This window comes from Rhodococcus sp. NPDC003322 (assembly GCF_053589555.1).
In genome coordinates this window covers 491945-509339 of the sequence record NZ_JBSFSC010000005.1, presented here as the reverse complement: position 1 = coordinate 509339, position 17395 = coordinate 491945, and the positions used below count along the sequence as shown (strand labels likewise).

Below are 17395 nucleotides of genomic sequence, written 5' to 3'. Positions count from 1 at the left end.
TGTATTGGCCGTGTGGGCCACATCGCGAAGCGTATGGCGCTGGAGGATCGCCGCACACGCGTAGTCGAGTACTCGACTTTGCAGGCGTTTCGGGGTTCTTGGTTCTTCCTGTCAGCCCGGCTGTCCGTAGATGGCGACGACGACCGTGTTGTCCATTCCTGCGTCCGTCCCCGCGCAGTGGTCTACGACATTCCGGGCTCCAATCGACGAATGAGGTAGGACGTTGGATTGGCGTCCGTCCTCATTTCTCGTCAAAGACGAGGTCAGTTGGAGGGTGCGTGAGGCGGACGGTGTCTGCCTGGACATCGACGATGGCGTCGAGTCCGGTGGTGGAGTGCCCAGTGGAGAGTACGAAGAACTTGTCCTGGGCCTGGGAGAGGAAGGAGGCAAACCCGGCCAACGACAGGTTGCCGGGATCCAGCTCAAAGTAATCGACCAGGCGGCGAAACAGTTTCGGCAGGATGACAACGTCCTCGGTGAGGGTGGTTGCCGTGTCGATCACTGCGCCGCTGGTGGTGGCGTCGACGGCCCACACCCCGTCCTTGGCGGCGTGTGCACTCTCGACTGCGGCGGTGAATTCGTTGCGTAGGGCGGGAAACAGGTTGCGGTAGTAGGTGGGGTATGCCAGCCCGGTACTGAGCAGGTGATGGTTGAGAGTGGTGCGCAGCAGGGTGGTATCGACGAACACAGGGCTTCCGGATGTGGTGGGAGGTGCGCCGCGACAGACGAATGCTACGCAGCGGCCGTACAAATCGGCGCCGCGAGTCAGTATGAACCCGTTGACGGTATCGGGAGTGCAAGCGGTGACCGTCTCGGCGCTGTTGCGTTCGACGTTGGTGAAACCGAGCCAGCCGAGCAGCTCTTCGGCTGCGGCGTGCCCCAATCCCAGCGGTTGGTGGGTGCGGGTGCCGTGTTTGGGCGTGTAGTGGGTCTCGAGGGCGTCGATTCCATCCAGGCGTAGCTGCGCTGCCCCAGAAGCGGTCCGTTTGACCGGATGCGGTCCGCCGACGAGTTCCCACTCGGCGGGCGCGTCCGGGATGAACCGGACGGAGTCCCCGTCAGGCTGGGCCCCCTTGGCTCGGAATGCGCCCTTGATCAGTACGAATGACATGTCCCCTCCTATTGGCGGACTTGATGCGGCGTCGAGCGATCGATACTTGAGAGGTTCGTCGTCGGGCACGTTGGTGGCGCGAGTATGCGGCTACTCGATTTTCGACGTGCATCTGTTGCACCCTGGCACCTGTGCCGATGTGGTGAAGAGCTTGGCCGAGTCGACCGCTGGTGGACACTGAGAAGGAGTCCGCAGTCCGGGTTCGACGGGCTCGGCTTCCGCGGTGCGACATTCCAGCGTCAGTCTCCGGCCTGGCGATGCGATCCGGGCGGGGATGTTGATCACGTGATCGCGGTGCCGCGCATCCGCGGCCGCCCCACGCGGTCTCGTCGATCGATGCAATCGCGGCCCGGATCTGTGGGTTCATCCTCTCGGTCCCCTGAGAACCAGGCTCGGCGCGGACGGCGGCGGCGGAAACGAACGTGTGCCCGAAGTAGGCCGACCCCGCGCGGGCCAGGACCCGGCCACTCGCCCCGACGCCTCGGGCGGTACCGATCGCCTTGGGCGAGTAGGCGTCACATCACCGGTGGATCCAGGCTCAGGCGCTCGTCTCGGGGAATGGCGTCGGTGGCGCGAAGGTCCCGGAGCGCGTCGAGGATCGGCGCGGGCGCCGTGGTCGGAAGCAGCGGCAACCGGACGTTCGGTGTCGATATCCGGCCCTGCGCGTGGAGAACGGCCTTGAGGAGCGTGGGGTTCGGTTCGGACATGAGGGCGGACGCGGGTCCGACGAGTCGACTTCCCAGCGCGCGTACCTCCTCGAGACGTCCCTCGTGCCACAACCGGACCAGCTCGGCGAACTCGCGTCCGCAGACGTTCGCGGTCGCCAGGACCGCGCCCGCCGCGCCCATCGCCAACAGCGGTGAGACCAGCGTGTCCTCGCCCGCGAGCACCGAGAACGCGTTGGCAGGAGCGGAGCCTGCGGGGCGACCGGGGGAGGCCGTTTCCGCGATCAGTCGCGCGGTGTCGGTGTCCACCACGCCGACCGCCTGCTTGACGCCGACGATTCGCGGATGCCGCGACAGGCGCGTCAGGGACTCCCAGCCGAGCTGCTGTCCGGTGCGATACGGAACGTTGTAGACGATCAGCGGGAGTGGGCTGCGGTCGGCGACGTACTCGAAGTGCGCGACGACGCCGGCCTCGGACGGACGGGTGTAGTACGGGACAACCGTCAGCACCGCCGCGGCGTCGACGCTCGAGTTCAGCTCCTCGACGGCTCGGACCGTGCCCGCGGTGTCGTTGCCTCCCGCACCGACGATCAGTGGCACACCGTGTTCGCGGCACACCCTGCCGCAGATCCGCACGACCTCTCGACGTTCCTGCGGGCTCAGCGTGGACGGCTCCGCGGTCGTCCCCAGCGCGACGATCCCGGCCGCACCGTCCTCGATCGTGTCGTGGGCGAGGCGTTCGAGGTCGGCGACCGCGAGCTTGCCGCCGTCGGTGAAGGGCGTGACGAGCGGGACGAGGAGTCCTGACGGGTGGAAGGTCATGTTCCCACTCTCACCGTCCGTACAGTCAAGATCCAGTTACTGTTTCTTCGTCTGTCCGTAAGCTGAACTGATGCTCGACATTCGAAAGCTGAGGCTTCTTCGCGAACTCGCCCATCGCGGGACCATCGCGGCCGTCGCCGACGCGCTCGCGTACACGCCGTCCGCGGTGTCGCAACAGCTCGCGGCGCTCGAACGGGAGGCCGGCCAACCCCTGCTGACGCGGACGGGCCGTCGGGTGAGCCTCACTCCCGCCGGGGTCGTGCTCGTCGAGCACGCCGAGGTGGTTCTCGCCGACCTCGAGCGCGCCGAAGCGGCGCTCGCCGCGACTGGCGCCGGCCTGTCGGCATCGGTTCGGTTGGGCGCGTTTCCCACCGCCCTGCGGACGATCGTGTTGCCCGCGATGACGGAACTCGCTCGCGCCCAACGGAACCTGGAGCTGACGGTGACGGAGGCCGATCCGGCCGACGTGCCGGACCTTCTTCGCGGCGGCCGACTGGACCTCGCGCTGGTTCACGAGTACGACAACGTCCCCTCCACCGTGGGGGCGGGCATCGAACTGGAACCGCTGCTGGACGAGGTGGTGTACCTGGCCTCGTCCGCCGCGCCCGGCGTACCCGCCGCCGATGTGGTCCGCAGCCAGTCCGGGAGCCGGTGGATCGTCGGCAACCCGGACACCCTCTGCCACACCATGACGGTGCGCACCTGCCAGTCCCAGGGTTTCGAGCCACTCGTCGCCCACCGCGTCGACGATTTCGCCGCTGTCCTCGGCCTCGTCGCCGCGGGCGCCGGTGTGGCACTCGTTCCCCGGCTCGGGGCGACCGATGTCCCGGACGGTGTGGTGCTCACCGCCCTTCCGATCGGCAGACGGACCCGGATCGCCTACCGCCGCGGCAGCGGATCCCAGCCGGCATTCGCCGCGGTGAGCGGTGAATTGCATCGCGCGGCCCGGGCCTTCCACGACGGCCCCGCCGATCCAGCGGTCGAAACCTGTCGGTGACCTCGGGCACACTGGGAGTCGAAACCACCGGACACGGGGAGGACTCATGGCCGATGCCATAGTCGTCGAAGGTCTGATCAAGAGGTACGGCAAGGTCACGGCCCTCGACGGAATCGATCTGACGGTCCCAGCGGGGACGGTCACCGCTCTGCTCGGGCCGAACGGGGCAGGCAAGACCACCGCGGTTCGCGTGCTGACCACGCTGCTGGTTCCCGATGGGGGCACCGCCCGCGTCGACGGGCTCGACGTGGTCGCCGACGCCCAGGAACTGCGTTCACGCATCGGCGCGTCCGGTCAGTACGCGGCCGTCGACGAGTACCTGACGGGATTCGAGAACCTCGAGATGGTCGGCCGGCTCTACCACCTCGGCATCAAACGCAGCCGCGACCGGGCCAGGGAACTGCTCGAGCAGTTCGATCTCGTCGCCGCCGCGGACCGCCCGGTCAAGGGCTACTCCGGGGGCATGCGCCGCCGCCTCGACCTCGCGGGCGCACTCGTCGCGCAGCCACCGGTGCTGTTCCTCGACGAACCCACCACCGGCCTCGACCCGCGCGCCAGGCTCGCGTTGTGGGACGTGATCGACGAACTGGTCGCGCAGGGGACGACGCTGCTGCTCACCACCCAGTACATGGACGAGGCCGAGCGGCTGGCCGATCGGATCGCGGTGATGGACCGCGGCGCGGTCATCGCGCGCGGCACCGCCGACGAACTCAAGGACCAGGTCGGCGGCGAGCGCATCGAACTCGGGCTGGTGGACGCCGCACGGCTGCCCGATCTGCGGACCGAACTCGCGCCGCTGTCCGCCGGGGAGATCCAGGTCGAGTCCGGTATCCGGAAGGTGGTCGTCCCGGTCAGCGGCGGAGCGGACACCCTCGCCGCGGCGCTCGCCCGGCTGTCCGCGGCCGGCATCCGGGTCACCGACGTCGCGTTGCGCAAACCCACCCTCGACGACGTCTTCCTCTCCCTGACGGGGCACGAGGCGCAGGACGTGGACGTGGACGAGGAGGTGGTTCGATGAACGCGATGCAGATGGTGGCGTCCGACGGATTGACCATCGCGAAGCGAAACATCATCAAGATCAAGCGGGTTCCCGATCTCATCGTCTTCACGACCCTCTCGCCGATCATGTTCGTGCTGCTGTTCGCGTTCGTGTTCGGCAGCGCGATCGAGATCCCCGGGATGTCCTACCGCGAGTTCCTCATCGCGGGCATCTTCACGCAGACCGTCATCTTCGGTGCCACGTGGACCGGGCTCGGGATGGTGGAGGACCTGCAGAAAGGCATCATCGACAGGTTCCGGTCGCTGCCGATGGCACCGTCGGCGGTGCTGATCGGCCGCACGTCCACCGACGTGCTGATCAACGTGATCAGCCTGGTGGTGATGACGCTGACGGGCCTGCTCATCGGGTGGCGGATCCACTCGTCGCTGGGGGAGGCCATCGCCGGCTACGTGCTGATGCTGCTGTTCGCGTACGCCCTGTCGTGGGTGATGGCGGTGGTGGGCATGTGGATTCGCACGCCGGAGGTGTTCAACAACGCGAGCTTCATGGTGATCTTCCCGCTGTCGTTCATCGCGAACACCTTCGTCGACCCGTCCTCGATGCCCACGGTGCTGCGGGTGATCGCGGAGTGGAACCCGGTGTCCGCGCTGACGCAGGCGGTGCGTGAGCTGTTCGGCAACACCAATCCGATGATGCCGCCGCCGCAGGCGTGGCCGTTGCAGAACCCGGTCCTGGCGTCGCTGCTGTGGATCGCGCTGACGCTGATCGTGTTCGTGCCGTTCGCGATTCGCCGGTACAAGAAGGCCGTCAGCCGCTGAGAGGCTCGGCAGCAGTCACGGGTGTCGGTCAGACATGCCGTACCGCCGCCGGTAGCGGCCTGACCGGTGCGGGCGTGGCGGCACTCCGTCGCTGACCGGTGAAGGTTGTGAAGTCGCTGTGCTGACCTGGGAAGGTCCGCCCCGGCTGTGGACGTTCGATCAGAGCCGAATCGGTCGTTTCTCGGTGCACACTGTCATGGTGAGGAAAGCCGCCAGGTGTGCCGGTGCCCTTGTCGCGATCGCCGCCGCAAGCGCCTGTTCGCCGGTCGATGACCACGAATCGCCATCTCCGACCGTTCTCATCCAATCAACACAGTTCGCGCCGCCGCCGTCGCCGATTACCGATCTCGTTCCCACCGCCGAGCAGCTGACCACGCTGTACAACGCCACTACCAACTACTCGATACGGGAGGAGGATCGGTCTCGACTCTTGGATGGTCCAAGCGATCAGACCTTGCAGATCGCGCGGTCCTGGGGTGCACTGCCCATGCCCCAATACATCCAGTTCACCACCGTGGAACCTGACGGACCGGACCGTGTCAATGCGAGTGGGCAGGGCTACGTCGATGGCATGGCCCCGTATCCGGTGGGGCCAATTCCTTTCGTGCGTTCCGACAACGAGTGGAAGTTGTCCCACCTCCACGTTTGCGGCGTCTTGACCGGGCTTCCGGGGCCAGACGGGGGTTGTCAGTGAGCCTGACCATCGTCCGGCGCCGGTAGGTCCACGTGCAGCGGTCGTTCCGGCGGATTCACGATGTCACGTTCTGGACCGTCTGGCAGCGCGTCGTGGCAGCCGACCGGCATGGCAGCGGCGGTCGTTGTCGACTCGACCCGCCCGATGATCAGGTCAGCGGCAACTCGGCGAAGACCTGCCCGGTCGGCTGGGTCGAGCCGCCCGGCGGTTCCACGGTGAAGCCGAGGGCGGTCGCGTCCCCGATGCCCTGAAGGACCGCCGTCGTCGACGGGGCCACCGCGGTGGCGTCCATCGTGCCTGCCGGCTGGGCGCTGCCCTGATCGTTCATCAGCCACATCTGGTAGACGGTGCCCTCCTGGGGCGGGGCGACGTTGTTCATCACCAGCACACCGGCATCCACGTCCTTCGAGTAGACGACGGTCGCGGTGCCACCGCCCTCGATCGACCCGGACGAGGTGCGCACGTCGTCGGCGGCGAACACCTGCTCCGCCGTGGGGGCGGGCTCCGACGACCACATCCGCGCACCCACGGCGACGCCTCCCACCGCGACCACGACGGCCGCGGCCGCCGCCAGCAACCCGTTCCGCAGCCGGTGGCGCCGGGCGGCGCGCCGTGCGTCCAGATCGAGTGGGGCCGGGTTCGGTGAGGCATCGGGCCGGTCCGCGATCGCGTCGAGTACCCGGCCGCGCAGTTGCTCCGGAGGTTCGATTGCGGTCGCCGCCGCCACGTCGGCCATCGTCTCGCGGGCGTCGCGGACGCGGCTTTCGAACTCGGATTTCTCGGCCGGCCCGGCCACGACCAGCCGGGCCTCGATCCGTGCGCGTTCGGTGTCCGAGACGGCGTCGAGGGCGTACACCTCGGCCAGCTCGAGCCAGTCCCGTTCCACGCCCCGGACACCGGGGACCGCATCGTCGGTCATTGCCGCTCACCTCCGAGACAGTTCCGGAGGCGGAGCAACCCGTCCCTGATCCTGGACTTGACCGTGGGAAGCGTCGCCGAAAGCTGTTCGGACACTTCGCGGTACGTGAGGCCGCGATAGTAGGCCAGCTCCACGGACTGGCGTTGCAGGTCGGTCAGGGTGCCCAGGCACCGCACCACCATGCGCCGATCCTCACGCCGCGTCACCTCTTCGGTCACGGTGTCGAACGGTGACTCGACGGTGCTCGCCCGATACCGGGATTCCCGATCCGAGCCCGACTGTTCGGCGCGCACCCGATCCACCGCCCTCCGGTGGGCGAGGGTGATCACCCACGACAGCGCGGAACCCTGGGTGACGTCGAACGCGGGGGCCGTCCGCCACACCTGCAGGTACACCTCCTGCGTCGTCTCCTCGCTGTACCCGGGATCGCGGAGCACCCGCAACACCATCCCGTAGACCCGGGCGCGGGTCAGATCGTAGAAGCGGGCGAATGCCGACTCGTCCCGGTCCGCGACCCGCTGGAGCAGCGCCGCGAGCGTGTCGGTGTCCCCGCTGACGCCGGTCATCGGCCCTGTCCACTCATCGCACGAAAGCCTATCGGCGGGTATCCGGGCGCTCAAGGCGGCATCCGCCGTGCTCCTGTCCAACACGACCCTCACCGCCGCGGTGGTCGCGGCACGAAGAACGCCGTGCGGCGCTGGTAGTCCCGGTATCCCGGGCGCCGCGACATCGTCCTCTCCAGCGGGCGCGCACCGGTCGCGTACACCAGGAAGTACGTCATCAGGGCCGGTGACGCCACGGTCAGCGCGCCCGGCCACACCGAGGCGCAGATCAGCCACAGGCCCCACCACACGCACGCGTCCCCGAAGTAGTTCGGGTGCCGGGTCCACGCCCACAGGCCGGTGTCGATGATGCGTCCCCGGTTCGCGGGGTCACCACGCCAGCGCGCCAACTGCCGATCTCCGACGGACTCGAACGTCACTCCCGTCACCCACAGCGCCACACCCGCGGCGACGGCGAGGGAACCGACACCCTCGGTCGGGCCGAGGACCGCCGACACCTGCAGGGGCAGCGACACGAACCACTGCGCGGCGCCCTGCGTCGCGAAGACCCGGGTCACCACGGTGCGGGTACTCGCGCCCCCGGCGCGGTCGAGCAGGTCGCGGTAGCGCGGATCCTCGCCGCGGCCCTTCGATTTGAGATACATGTGCACGCTCAGCCGTAGACCCCACACGGCGACGAGGACGAACAGCAGCCACCGTCTCCCGGCTGCGCCGTCCCCGATTACCGCCGCGGCGAGTGCGACCAGCACGAATCCGGCACCCCAGGCCACGTCGACGACGTTGACGCGGTCGAGTCGGCGGCTCACCGCGAACGCGACCGCCTGCACCACCGCGACAGCGGCCAGCGCGGTCACCGCGACCACCGCGAAGGTCGACCACGCGCTCATCGCGGACCCCCGTCCTTGGCGAGAACGATCTGCTGGACGTCCAGGTAGCCGGACCGGAACCCCGCCTCCGAGTACGCGAGGTAGAACTCCCACATCCGGCGGAACGTCGCATCGAATCCGAGCGCGTCCACGGCCGCCGCGTTGGCGACGAACCGTTGCCGCCACAGCCGGAGCGTGTCCGCGTAGTCCGCCCCGAAGCGGTCCCGCGCCCGGATCCGCAGGGACGTGGTCGCGGCGGCGGCCTCGAGCGCCTCGGGTGAGGGAATCAGGCCGCCGGGAAAGATGTACTTGGTGATCCAGGTGTGCGTGTTGCGGGTGGCGCGCATCCGCGCATCGGTCATGGTGATCGCCTGCAGTGCGACTCGTCCGCCCCAGACCAGCACCCGGTCCAGCACCGCGAAGTAGGCCGGCCAGTACTCGTACCCGACCGCCTCGATCATCTCGACGGAGACGACGGCGTCGTATTCGCCGCGCACCGAGCGGTAGTCGAGCAGGTCGACGCGCACCCGGTCCGCGTACCCGGCGTCCGCCACCCGCCGGCGCGCCAGCTGTTGCTGCTCCGCCGACAGGGTCACCGACCGGACCGTCGCGCCGCGCCGTGCGGCACGAATCGCGAGTTCTCCCCACCCGGTGCCGATCTCGAGCAGCCGGGTACCCGGGCCGACGCGGGCGGCGTCGAGCAGCCGGTCGATCTTGCGGTGCTGCGCCTCGGTCAGGGTGTCCCATCCGGGGGTCCAGCCGTCGAACAGCGCACTCGAGTAGGTCATCGTCTCGTCGAGGAACAGGCGGAAGAGGTCGTTGGACAGGTCGTAGTGGTGGGAGACGTTCGAGGGGGCCTGCTCCCGCGAATTGCGCTCCCAGGAGGGGCGACGACGCGCCACCAGCGGACGCAGGGCCTGCAGGACGCCCGGGACCAGTGTGGACGCGGACGCCGCGAACGGTGTCAGCGCGGAGGAGGGATCCGGCGAACTCCAGTCGCCCGCCATGTACGCCTCGCCGAATCCGATCAGCCCGTCGGCGGCCACCCGGCGCGCGAACGCGTCCGGGCGATGCACGATCATGCGCGGCGCGTGCGCATCACGTGAGCCGATGACCGTCCCGTCGGGATAGTCGACCCGTACGTCGAGCCGGGCCACGGCACGCCGGAACAGGAGGGCGGCGACCGGCGCGCCGAACCGCGCGATCGCACCGGTCGGTCGGCGCGCGACGTCCGGCCACCGAGCCGGATCGGGTCCCGGCAGGGCCGGTGCGCCGTCGGTGCGGGTGACGCTCATCGGAGGACCTCCGGCTTCGGGTGGGACGTGGTGGCCGTGGACGACGACCGGGGACGCGGGACGACGGGCAGGCCGCGCAGCCAGAGCGCGATGCCCTGGATCCGGATCCGCGCGGACACGAGGTGCGGTGCCAGCGGTGCCCGCAGCACGGTGCCTGCCACCCCGCCGACGGTGGCCGGCACGCGGTTCCCGTGCATCGTCGCCACGAAGGGTGCGTGCCCGTCCCGGTGCAGGGTCACCGAGATCGCGAGTCGCTCCGCAGGCTCCGGGACCCGAAGCGTGTAGTGGCCCGCCACCGGATTGAACGGCGACACGTAGAACGCCTTCGCCGCCTCCGCCCGCCCCGTGGGATCCGGGCGCAGCACATAGCTGTGCCTGCCGCCATAGGTGTTGTGGACCTCCGCGACCACACAGTCGACGATGCCGTCGCGGTCGTGGCACCAATACAGGCTCAGGGGGTTGAAGGCGTGCCCGAGCACGCGGGCACCGAGCAGCGCGGTGACCCGCAGGCCGCCCGGATCGATGCCGGCGTCGACGAGAACCGCGTCGAGCCCGGCCCGCAGGGTGCCCGGCGCCGGCGACCGATCGAAGTGGTCGCGCACGTCGAATCGGGCGAACGGCCGCAACCACACCGGCAGGCCGGGCAACTCGTCCAGGTCGACGAACCAGCTGTAGCCCGGGTAGTCGAAGGCGTGCCGGATCGGGCCGGCGCGTACGTGGCGGATCCGAGTGCGGTAGATCGCCGGGGTGTTCACGCGCGCGCTCCCACCGCGATGCCGTCGAGGGCGCCGATCCGGCGGGCCGCGCGCACTCCGGACGCGGCGCCGTCCTCGTGGAAGCCCCACCCGTGGTAGGCGCCGGCGAACGCCACGGTGTCGGAGTCCAGTTCCGGCAGCCGCCGCTGCGCGGCCACGGATTCCGGTGTGTAGAGCGGATGTTCGTACGTCATCTCCGCGAGCACGGTCGACGGGTCGATGCGGTCCGCGCCGCCGAGGGTCACGAGCAGCCGCCGACCTCCGGCCTCGCGCAGTCGCATCAGCCGGGTCATGTCGTAGGTGACGATGACGCCCGGTGCCCGTTCACCCGCCCTCGGAACGAGGTAGTTCCACGACGCGCGCGCCGCCCGAGCGCGGGGCAACACCGATTCGTCGGTGTGCAGCCGGGCCCGGTTCGTCGAGTAGGTGATCGCGCCGAGCACAGCGGACTCGGCCGGTGTCGGTTCGGCGAGCAGGCGCAGCGCCTGGTGCGGGTGTACCGCGACCACCGCCGCATCGAAGCGGCGCGGCGCACCGCCTGCCGTGACCACCACGCCGCCGCCGCTGCGGACGAGGCGTTCGACCGGTGTGCCGGTTCGCACCTCGTCGAGCGCGGCGGCGATCTTCTCGACGTAGCGGGCCGAGCCGCCTGTCACGGTTCGCCACGGCGGTGACCCGAAGACCGTGAGCATGCCGTGGTGGTCGAGAAAGGTCAGCAGACAGCGCGCCGGGTACCGCATCGCGTCGTCCGGGTCGCACGACCACACCGCCGCGACCAGCGGGATCGTGAAGTGATCGACGAAGTACCGGGAGAACTTCAACCGGTCCAGGAACTGCCCGAGAGTCTCCTCGGTCTCCGCCGGTCCGTCGTCGAGGAGTGCCCGCGCCGCCCGGTGGAAGCGCGGCACCTCGCCCAGCATCCGCAGGTACCGGCCGCGGCCGACGGTGCGCACGGTCGGCAGCAGCCCGGAAATCCCCTTTCCGCCGGCGTATTCCAGGCCGTTCGCGTCCGAGCGCACCGACATCGACATGTCGGTGGCCTGGGTGGCGACGCCCAGCTCGTCGAACAGCGCGCAGAGGGTCGGGTAGGTGCGGTCGTTGTGCACGATGAACCCGGTGTCCACGTCGACCCGCCTGCCGGCGCCCAGATCCAGGGCGTGGGTGTGGGCGTGGCCGCCGAGCCGGTCGTCCGCCTCGAACAGCGTCACCCGGTCGCGTCGGGCCAGCTCGTGAGCCGCGGCCAGTCCGGCGATCCCACTGCCGATCACCGCCACCGAACGTCGCCCGACTCGCTCGGGCGGTTCGGGAACGGGCGCCGGAACGCGGGGACGCGAAGTGGTCGTCATGACCGGTGTTCGGAACAGGGACCGGTCCGGATGGGTCGGACATTTTCTCGGTGCGCGACCCATCCGGGTCCGGAGCGGCCCCGAATCGCAGCCGACACAACCTCGTCGGCGGCACCTCGGCCGCCGCCACACGGAAGGACCCACATCATGGGAATCAGCACACGCAGGAATCTGGCGCTGGTCGGGGCGGGGGCGATCGCCCTGTTCGGCGCCGTCGCCTGTTCCTCGGACGACACGTCTTCCGCGCCGGAGTCCCCGGCGACCTCCGAGACGCAGCCGATGGCAACGGATTCGGCGATGCCGAACGCGCAGTCCGCGTCGCTGGTCGGACCGGGCTGCGCAGCTTACGCGGAGCAGGTCCCCACCGGCCCCGGCTCGGTCGAGGGCATGGCGCAGGAGCCGGTGGGCGCCGCAGCGTCGAGCAACCCGATGTTGACCACGCTCACCGCGGCGGTGTCCGGTCAGCTCAATCCGCAGGTCAACCTCGTCGACACCCTCAACGGCGGCCAGTTCACCGTCTTCGCCCCTGTCGACGCGGCCTTCGAGAAGGTCGACCCGGCCACTCTCGAGACCCTGAAGACGGACGCGGCCGCCCTCACCAATGTCTTGACCTATCACGTCGTTCCGGGCCGGATCGCACCCGCCGACATCGCGGGCACCCAGACCACGGTCCAGGGCGGCACAGTCGAGGTCACCGGATCCGGCGACGACTGGAAGGTCAATCAGGCGGGCGTCATCTGCGGCGGCATCCAGACCGCGAATGCGACCGTGTACCTGATCGACTCCGTCCTGTCTCCCCAGTAGCCGATCCCCCCAATAGACGACAGCGAGGAGACATTCATGAGATCGACGATGCGAACCGTCGCGGTGGCCTGTGCCGCCGCGGCGGCGGTCGTGCTGCCGGGGTCGACGACCGCAGCCGCACCGTTGGGCCCCCTGACACCGGTGGACCGCGTCGACCTGACGCGTTACCTGGGAACGTGGCATCAGCTGGCCGCCAATCCCGCCCCGTTCAACCTGGACTGCGTGCGCGACACCACCGCCCGGTACAGCGCGGTCGACGATCGGGACGTGCGGGTCGAGAACTCGTGCACCACGGTCACCGGTGCCCGCCGCGGGATCGTGGGCAACGCGCGGGTCAACGGCCCGGCCGAGTTGCACGTCTCGTTCCCGTCGGTACCGGGGCAGGACAACCCGGACGGGCCGAGCAACTACCTGATCGCCCACCTCGCCGGCGACTACTCGTGGGCGCTGGTCGGCGACCCGACCCGGCTGTCCGGCTTCGTCCTGTCGCGCAGTCCCGTGGCGGACCCGGGCCGCTGGCACGAGATCCGGCAGGTCGTGGAGGCGAACGGCTACAACTCGTGCCTGATGCTGACCTCGCCGACCAGCACCGGGCTCGCGGACATCCGGCCCCTCTGCACCCTCTGACGGCCCGGCACCTCCGCCGCTACCGCGTGGTGAGGACCATGCGGTAGCGGGCCCGGCCCTCCGCCATCGCGCCGTAGGCGTCCGCCGCCTCGGCCAAGGGGCGTTCCTCGATCCGGGCCCGCACACCGGACAGGGCCGCGAAGTCCATCGTCTCCTCGACGTCGCGGGCGGTACCGGAGGGATGCCCGGTCACGGTCAGCCCGGGCTGGATCAGCTGAAGCGGACTGATCGGAAGGGGGTCGGCCGTGACGCCGACGACGACGAGTTCACCCTCGGGTTGCAGGCCGCCGATCGTGTCGGCCATCGCCGTCGAGTTCGCCGCGGTCCCGAGGACCACCGACACGCCACCGAGCTTCCGCAGGGCCGCACCGACGTCGCCCTCCGTGGAGTCGACGTAGTGGTGGGCCCCGAGCTGTCGGGCGTCCTCGCCCTTGTCGCCGCCACGGGCGATGGCGATCGTCTCGAAGCCCATCGCCCGGGCGAACTGCACACCGAGGTGGCCGAGCCCACCGATCCCGAGGACCGCGACCCGGTCGCCGGGCGCCGCCCCGGTCTTCCGGAGAGCATCGAAAGTGGTGACGCCCGCGCAGCTCATCGGCGCGGCTTCCGTGAAGGACAGCTCGTCCGGGATCCGGGCGAGCGCGTTGGCCGGCACCGTCACCGACTCGGCGTAACCCCCGGGGTACTGCCAACTGGGAATCTGCAGCTTCTCGCAGTGGATGAAGCTGCCCCGGCGGCAGGGCACGCACTCGTTGCAGTGGCCGCCGAACCAGCCAACGGCGACGCGGTCGCCGACGGCGTGGTCGTCGACGCCGGGGCCGAGTTCGGCGATCGTTCCGGCGATCTCGTGACCGGGCGTCAGCGGCCACGTCATGTCCGGGAAGGCGCCGCCCACGAACGCGCGGTCGGTGCCGCAGACTCCGCACGCGGAGACGGCGATGCGGACGTGGTCCCGTTCGGGTGGCGTCGTCTCGACCTCGGTCAGGGTCAACGCGCCGCCGGGGGACTGGACGTGCACTGCTCGATGAGTGGGCATGACGCATCCTCGATGGAACGTTCGTCGCGGCGGGCCGCGGTCGACATCGTGTGCCGTGCCACGCCCTCGGGTCCGCGTTCCAGTCAAACGCCTCGACGGAGTTCCTGGCAAGGCCTCCCGGACCGGTCGGTCCATTCCGCGCGCGGGCCCGGAACGGGCTCAGGACCGGTGCACGGGCCGGTGACGCGGCTCCCGATGGGGGGAGCCGCTGTGCGGTGACCCGCTCCGCCCGGCGGCGCCGGCGATGTTCTCCAGCATCCCCGCGAAGATCACTCGGTGGAACGGCACGAGCGCATACCAGTAGAGCCGTCCTGCCACACCTTTCGGCAGGAACACCGCACGCTGCCGGAGCCGGGTCCGATCCGGGCCGAGGGTGGTCAGGTCCCACTCGAGCCACGCGCGTCCGGGGGCGCGCATCTCCGCCCGCAACCGCAGCAGCACCGGACGCTCGATGCGTTCGACCCGCCAGAAGTCGAGCGCATCGCCGGTGTGCAGGGTGTGCGGATGACGGCGCCCCCGCACCAGCCCCACCCCACCGAACGCGCGGTCCAGCCAGCCGCGCACCGACCACGCCAGGGGGAACGAGTACCAGCCGTTCTCCCCGCCGATGGCCTCGACGACCGACCATACGGACGCCCGGTCGCTGGGACAGTCGATGTGCCGCTCGTCGACGAATGCGTGATCGCCGGCCCACTCCGGGTCGGACGGCAACGGATCGGCGGGTGCACCGACGGGCGAGGCGTTCGCCCAGGTGGTTTCGACGTCGCCACGCTCGATCCGGCGCAGTGCCAGGCGCACCGCCTCCCGGTAGCCGGTCAACCCGCCCGGTGGGGGCGCGATCACCGAGTCGATCTCGTGGTCACGCATCACCGCGTCCGTGCTGACCGACTCGATCAGAGCGCGACCCAGTTTCGGGGGAATCGGCGTGACCAGGCCCACCCACAGCCCGGCCAACCGCGGCGTGAGCACCGGCAGGACCAGGATCCGCCGTCGCCGCAACCCGGCGACCTGCGCGTACACCTGCATCATCTCGCCGTACCGCAGGATGTCGGGACCGCCGACGTCGTAGGTTCGGCTGTGCGGCAACGGCGCCGTCGCCGCGCCCACCAGGTAGTGCAGAACATCGCGGACCGCGATCGGCTGAATGCGATTGTTCACCCAACGCGGCGTCGTCATCACCGGCAATCGATTGCTCAGGTGGCGGATCATCTCGAACGACGCCGACCCCGATCCGATCACGACGCCGGCCTGCAGGACGAGGGTGGGCACCGACGAGTCCAGCAGGATCCGGCCGACCCGTGTCCGGGATCGCAGGTGCGGGGACAGCGTGCCCGTGTCCGGGTGCAGCCCGCCGAGATACACGATCCGGCGCACTCCCGCATCGCGGGCGGCGGCGACCACGTTGCGGGCGCACCGCTGCTCGGTGTCCTCGAACCGTCCCCGACCACCCATCGAATGCGCCAGGTAGTACAGCACGTCCACGTCGCGGCATGCCCGCGCCAGCGACTCGGGGTCGTCGAGGTCGCCGCGCACCACCTCGACGTCGTCGGCCCACGGCACGTCGCGGAGCTTGTCCGGCGTCCGCGCGAGCACCCTGACCCGATGCCCCGACCGGACCAGGCGCGGAGCCAATCGGCCGCCGATGTATCCGGTCCCGCCGGTGACGAGGATGCACAGCGGCGCGGTCACGTCGGCTCCGCGATGTGCCCGAGCTGGTGACGCAGCGACGGCTCCAGCGTGGGGCGGCGGTACCGGTGGCCGGCATCGAGCAGGGTCTGTGGCACCACCCGCTGGTTGGCGGTCGCCAACTCCCGCGCGCCCTGCGCGCCGAGCAGGAGCCGCGGCCCGAATCCCGGCACCGGCAGCAGCGCGGGGCGGTGCAGCACCCGGGCCAGGGTCCGTGCGTACTCCCCGGCGCGGACCGGCTCCGGTGCCACCGCGTTCACCGCGCCCGACAGCCGCGGATCGGTCAGTGCGCGGTGATAGATGTCGACGAGGTCGTCGAGGTCGATCCACGACAGCCACTGGCGCCCCGAACCGACGCGGCCGCCGAGTCCGGCGGCGAACAGCGGTCGCAGCAGCCGCAACGTCCCGCCTCGGGGAGACTGCACGATGCCGGTGCGCACCCGCACCACCCGAATCCCGGCGTCGGAGGCGGGCGACGTCGCGGCCTCCCAGTCGGCGACGACGTCCGCGAGGAATCCGGAGCCCCGGCCGGCGTCCTCGCGGAGCGGTTCATCGTCGCGGTCGTACCCGTAGAGGCCGATCGCGGAGGCGCAGACGAAGGCGGTCGGTCCGTCCGAGGCCGTGCCGGCGAGTTCGGCGAGCCGGCGGGTCGGCTCGATCCGGCTGTCCCGGACCGCGGCCTTGTGTGCCTCGGTGAACCGGCCTGCGATCGACGCACCCGCCAGGTGCACGACTGCGTCGACATCGTCGAGGAGATCCGGCGCGGGTGCGGCGGGGAACCACTGACGTTCGTCGGGCCTCCGCGGCGCCCGACGCACCAGGCGCAGCACCCGGTGCCCACCGGTGCTCAGGAAGGCGGTCAGCGCGGACCCGACCAGACCGGAGGCGCCGGTCACCGCGACGGTCATCGGCCGGGTCCCGCGGTCCCGGGCCTCCTGATGCGCGGCCAGGTCGTCCGCGAGCTGCCGGTGCCGGTACGCGAACATCTGGCGGAGCATCGACGCGGGTACCGGTGTCTGCACGTCGTCCACCACGCGCGTGGTCCGGGCGTCGACCTCCACGAAGGTGTGGACGTGTCGCCACGGCACCAGCATCCCGGCGGGTAGGGAGGCAAGGCCGTCCCGCGCGATCCGGTCGACGAACCGGCGCGGTGGGTCGTACGCCGACGCGTCGTGCTGGGCGATCCACCGCAGGCCACCGGGCAACGACAACTCGGCGCGCCCGTCGGCGAGCGAACCGGCCTCCGAGATCGCCCCGACAGGCTGCCAGGGCGGGAGTAGACGGTGCAGCGCGCCGGGCCGGGCATACCAGTCGAACACTTCCCGGCGAGGAGCGGACACGATGCTCGCGTACTCGATTCCCATGCGAATTCCTTCCGATCGTGCGTTCCG

General features: G+C 70.1%; 17 protein-coding genes. 6 read left to right on the top strand and 11 right to left on the bottom strand.

Annotated features, from left to right (window positions below; genetic code table 11):
* Window positions 1–241 precede the first annotated feature (241 nt).
* Both ACWDUM_RS21700 and dapA read right to left on the bottom strand, forming a co-directional pair.
* Window positions 242–1111, bottom strand: coding sequence for a thermonuclease family protein (locus ACWDUM_RS21700; protein ID WP_450135553.1), 870 nt, complete (start codon window positions 1109–1111; stop codon window positions 242–244).
* Between the two features lie 515 nt (window positions 1112–1626).
* On the bottom strand, window positions 1627–2598 hold the full coding sequence (dapA, locus tag ACWDUM_RS21695; protein WP_450135552.1) for a 4-hydroxy-tetrahydrodipicolinate synthase: 972 nt from the start codon (window positions 2596–2598) through the stop codon (window positions 1627–1629).
* Between the two features lie 70 nt (window positions 2599–2668).
* On the opposite strand from dapA, the gene ACWDUM_RS21690 reads away from it, so the two are divergent.
* The 4 genes from ACWDUM_RS21690 (at window position 2669) to ACWDUM_RS21675 (ending at window position 6107) form a co-directional block, all read left to right on the top strand.
* Window positions 2669–3595: a LysR family transcriptional regulator gene (locus ACWDUM_RS21690; RefSeq protein ID WP_450113668.1), complete on the top strand. Its 927-nt coding sequence runs from the start codon at window positions 2669–2671 to the stop codon at window positions 3593–3595.
* A 46-nt stretch (window positions 3596–3641) separates the two neighbouring features.
* A complete protein-coding gene (locus ACWDUM_RS21685; protein WP_450135551.1) occupies window positions 3642–4613 on the top strand; it encodes an ATP-binding cassette domain-containing protein in 972 nt (323 codons plus the stop codon).
* Window positions 4610–5413 carry an ABC transporter permease gene (locus tag ACWDUM_RS21680; RefSeq protein WP_450113666.1) on the top strand — a complete coding sequence of 268 codons (804 nt, stop codon included), beginning with the start codon at window positions 4610–4612 and terminating at the stop codon, window positions 5411–5413. The genes ACWDUM_RS21685 and ACWDUM_RS21680 overlap by 4 nt, the downstream gene beginning before the upstream one ends.
* Before the next feature lie 118 nt (window positions 5414–5531).
* Window positions 5532–6107 carry a hypothetical protein gene (locus ACWDUM_RS21675; protein WP_450135550.1) on the top strand — a complete coding sequence of 192 codons (576 nt, stop codon included), beginning with the start codon at window positions 5532–5534 and terminating at the stop codon, window positions 6105–6107.
* Window positions 6108–6255: 148 nt separating this feature from the next.
* Here the strand turns inward: ACWDUM_RS21675 and ACWDUM_RS21670 are convergent, their stop codons facing one another.
* The 6 genes from ACWDUM_RS21670 to ACWDUM_RS21645 all read right to left on the bottom strand — a co-directional run bounded on the left by ACWDUM_RS21670 (window position 6256) and on the right by ACWDUM_RS21645 (window position 11851).
* Window positions 6256–7026 carry an anti-sigma factor gene (locus ACWDUM_RS21670; RefSeq protein WP_450135549.1) on the bottom strand — a complete coding sequence of 257 codons (771 nt, stop codon included), beginning with the start codon at window positions 7024–7026 and terminating at the stop codon, window positions 6256–6258.
* Entirely contained in the window at window positions 7023–7592 is a 570-nt protein-coding gene (locus ACWDUM_RS21665; protein ID WP_450135548.1) for a sigma-70 family RNA polymerase sigma factor, read from the bottom strand. The genes ACWDUM_RS21670 and ACWDUM_RS21665 overlap by 4 nt, the downstream gene beginning before the upstream one ends.
* Before the next feature lie 89 nt (window positions 7593–7681).
* Entirely contained in the window at window positions 7682–8476 is a 795-nt protein-coding gene (locus ACWDUM_RS21660) for a DUF1295 domain-containing protein (RefSeq protein ID WP_450135547.1), read from the bottom strand.
* The gene (locus ACWDUM_RS21655; protein WP_450135546.1) at window positions 8473–9750 is read right to left on the bottom strand and encodes a class I SAM-dependent methyltransferase; all 1278 of its coding nucleotides are present in this window, start codon (window positions 9748–9750) and stop codon (window positions 8473–8475) included. Before ACWDUM_RS21655 ends, ACWDUM_RS21660 begins: the two co-directional genes overlap by 4 nt.
* On the bottom strand, window positions 9747–10505 hold the full coding sequence (locus tag ACWDUM_RS21650; protein ID WP_450135545.1) for a DUF1365 domain-containing protein: 759 nt from the start codon (window positions 10503–10505) through the stop codon (window positions 9747–9749). Before ACWDUM_RS21650 ends, ACWDUM_RS21655 begins: the two co-directional genes overlap by 4 nt.
* Window positions 10502–11851 (bottom strand): NAD(P)/FAD-dependent oxidoreductase, encoded by a 1350-nt coding sequence (locus ACWDUM_RS21645; RefSeq protein WP_450135544.1) that lies wholly within the window; start codon window positions 11849–11851, stop codon window positions 10502–10504. The genes ACWDUM_RS21650 and ACWDUM_RS21645 overlap by 4 nt, the downstream gene beginning before the upstream one ends.
* Before the next feature lie 147 nt (window positions 11852–11998).
* On the opposite strand from ACWDUM_RS21645, the gene ACWDUM_RS21640 reads away from it, so the two are divergent.
* Both ACWDUM_RS21640 and ACWDUM_RS21635 read left to right on the top strand, forming a co-directional pair.
* Entirely contained in the window at window positions 11999–12655 is a 657-nt protein-coding gene (locus ACWDUM_RS21640) for a fasciclin domain-containing protein (protein ID WP_450135543.1), read from the top strand.
* A 36-nt stretch (window positions 12656–12691) separates the two neighbouring features.
* Window positions 12692–13282 (top strand): lipocalin family protein, encoded by a 591-nt coding sequence (locus ACWDUM_RS21635; protein ID WP_450113658.1) that lies wholly within the window; start codon window positions 12692–12694, stop codon window positions 13280–13282.
* A gap of 19 nt (window positions 13283–13301) precedes the next feature.
* On the opposite strand, the gene ACWDUM_RS21630 is transcribed toward ACWDUM_RS21635, so the two are convergent.
* The 3 genes from ACWDUM_RS21630 to ACWDUM_RS21620 form a co-directional block, all read right to left on the bottom strand.
* Window positions 13302–14318, bottom strand: a complete 1017-nt coding sequence (locus ACWDUM_RS21630) for an alcohol dehydrogenase catalytic domain-containing protein (protein ID WP_450135542.1) — start codon at window positions 14316–14318, stop codon at window positions 13302–13304.
* A gap of 159 nt (window positions 14319–14477) precedes the next feature.
* Entirely contained in the window at window positions 14478–16007 is a 1530-nt protein-coding gene (locus ACWDUM_RS21625) for an SDR family oxidoreductase (RefSeq protein WP_450135541.1), read from the bottom strand.
* The gene (locus ACWDUM_RS21620) at window positions 16004–17368 is read right to left on the bottom strand and encodes a TIGR01777 family oxidoreductase (RefSeq protein ID WP_450135540.1); all 1365 of its coding nucleotides are present in this window, start codon (window positions 17366–17368) and stop codon (window positions 16004–16006) included. The genes ACWDUM_RS21625 and ACWDUM_RS21620 overlap by 4 nt, the downstream gene beginning before the upstream one ends.
* Window positions 17369–17395 lie beyond the last annotated feature (27 nt).

Bases quoted from the DNA above. Each gene is read 5' to 3' on its own strand.
- ACWDUM_RS21680 (WP_450113666.1), top strand. From the start codon at position 4,610: ATGAACGCGATGCAGATGGTGGCGTCCGACGGATTGACCATCGCGAAG.
- ACWDUM_RS21660 (WP_450135547.1), bottom strand. From the start codon at position 8,476: ATGAGCGCGTGGTCGACCTTCGCGGTGGTCGCGGTGACCGCGCTGGCC.
- ACWDUM_RS21655 (WP_450135546.1), bottom strand. From the start codon at position 9,750: ATGAGCGTCACCCGCACCGACGGCGCACCGGCCCTGCCGGGACCCGAT.
- ACWDUM_RS21690 (WP_450113668.1), top strand. From the start codon at position 2,669: ATGCTCGACATTCGAAAGCTGAGGCTTCTTCGCGAACTCGCCCATCGC.
- ACWDUM_RS21685 (WP_450135551.1), top strand. From the start codon at position 3,642: ATGGCCGATGCCATAGTCGTCGAAGGTCTGATCAAGAGGTACGGCAAG.
- ACWDUM_RS21635 (WP_450113658.1), top strand. From the start codon at position 12,692: ATGAGATCGACGATGCGAACCGTCGCGGTGGCCTGTGCCGCCGCGGCG.
- ACWDUM_RS21645 (WP_450135544.1), bottom strand. From the start codon at position 11,851: ATGACGACCACTTCGCGTCCCCGCGTTCCGGCGCCCGTTCCCGAACCG.
- ACWDUM_RS21640 (WP_450135543.1), top strand. From the start codon at position 11,999: ATGGGAATCAGCACACGCAGGAATCTGGCGCTGGTCGGGGCGGGGGCG.
- ACWDUM_RS21665 (WP_450135548.1), bottom strand. From the start codon at position 7,592: ATGACCGGCGTCAGCGGGGACACCGACACGCTCGCGGCGCTGCTCCAG.
- ACWDUM_RS21700 (WP_450135553.1), bottom strand. From the start codon at position 1,111: ATGTCATTCGTACTGATCAAGGGCGCATTCCGAGCCAAGGGGGCCCAG.
- ACWDUM_RS21620 (WP_450135540.1), bottom strand. From the start codon at position 17,368: ATGGGAATCGAGTACGCGAGCATCGTGTCCGCTCCTCGCCGGGAAGTG.
- ACWDUM_RS21630 (WP_450135542.1), bottom strand. From the start codon at position 14,318: ATGCCCACTCATCGAGCAGTGCACGTCCAGTCCCCCGGCGGCGCGTTG.
- ACWDUM_RS21670 (WP_450135549.1), bottom strand. From the start codon at position 7,026: ATGACCGACGATGCGGTCCCCGGTGTCCGGGGCGTGGAACGGGACTGG.
- dapA (WP_450135552.1), bottom strand. From the start codon at position 2,598: ATGACCTTCCACCCGTCAGGACTCCTCGTCCCGCTCGTCACGCCCTTC.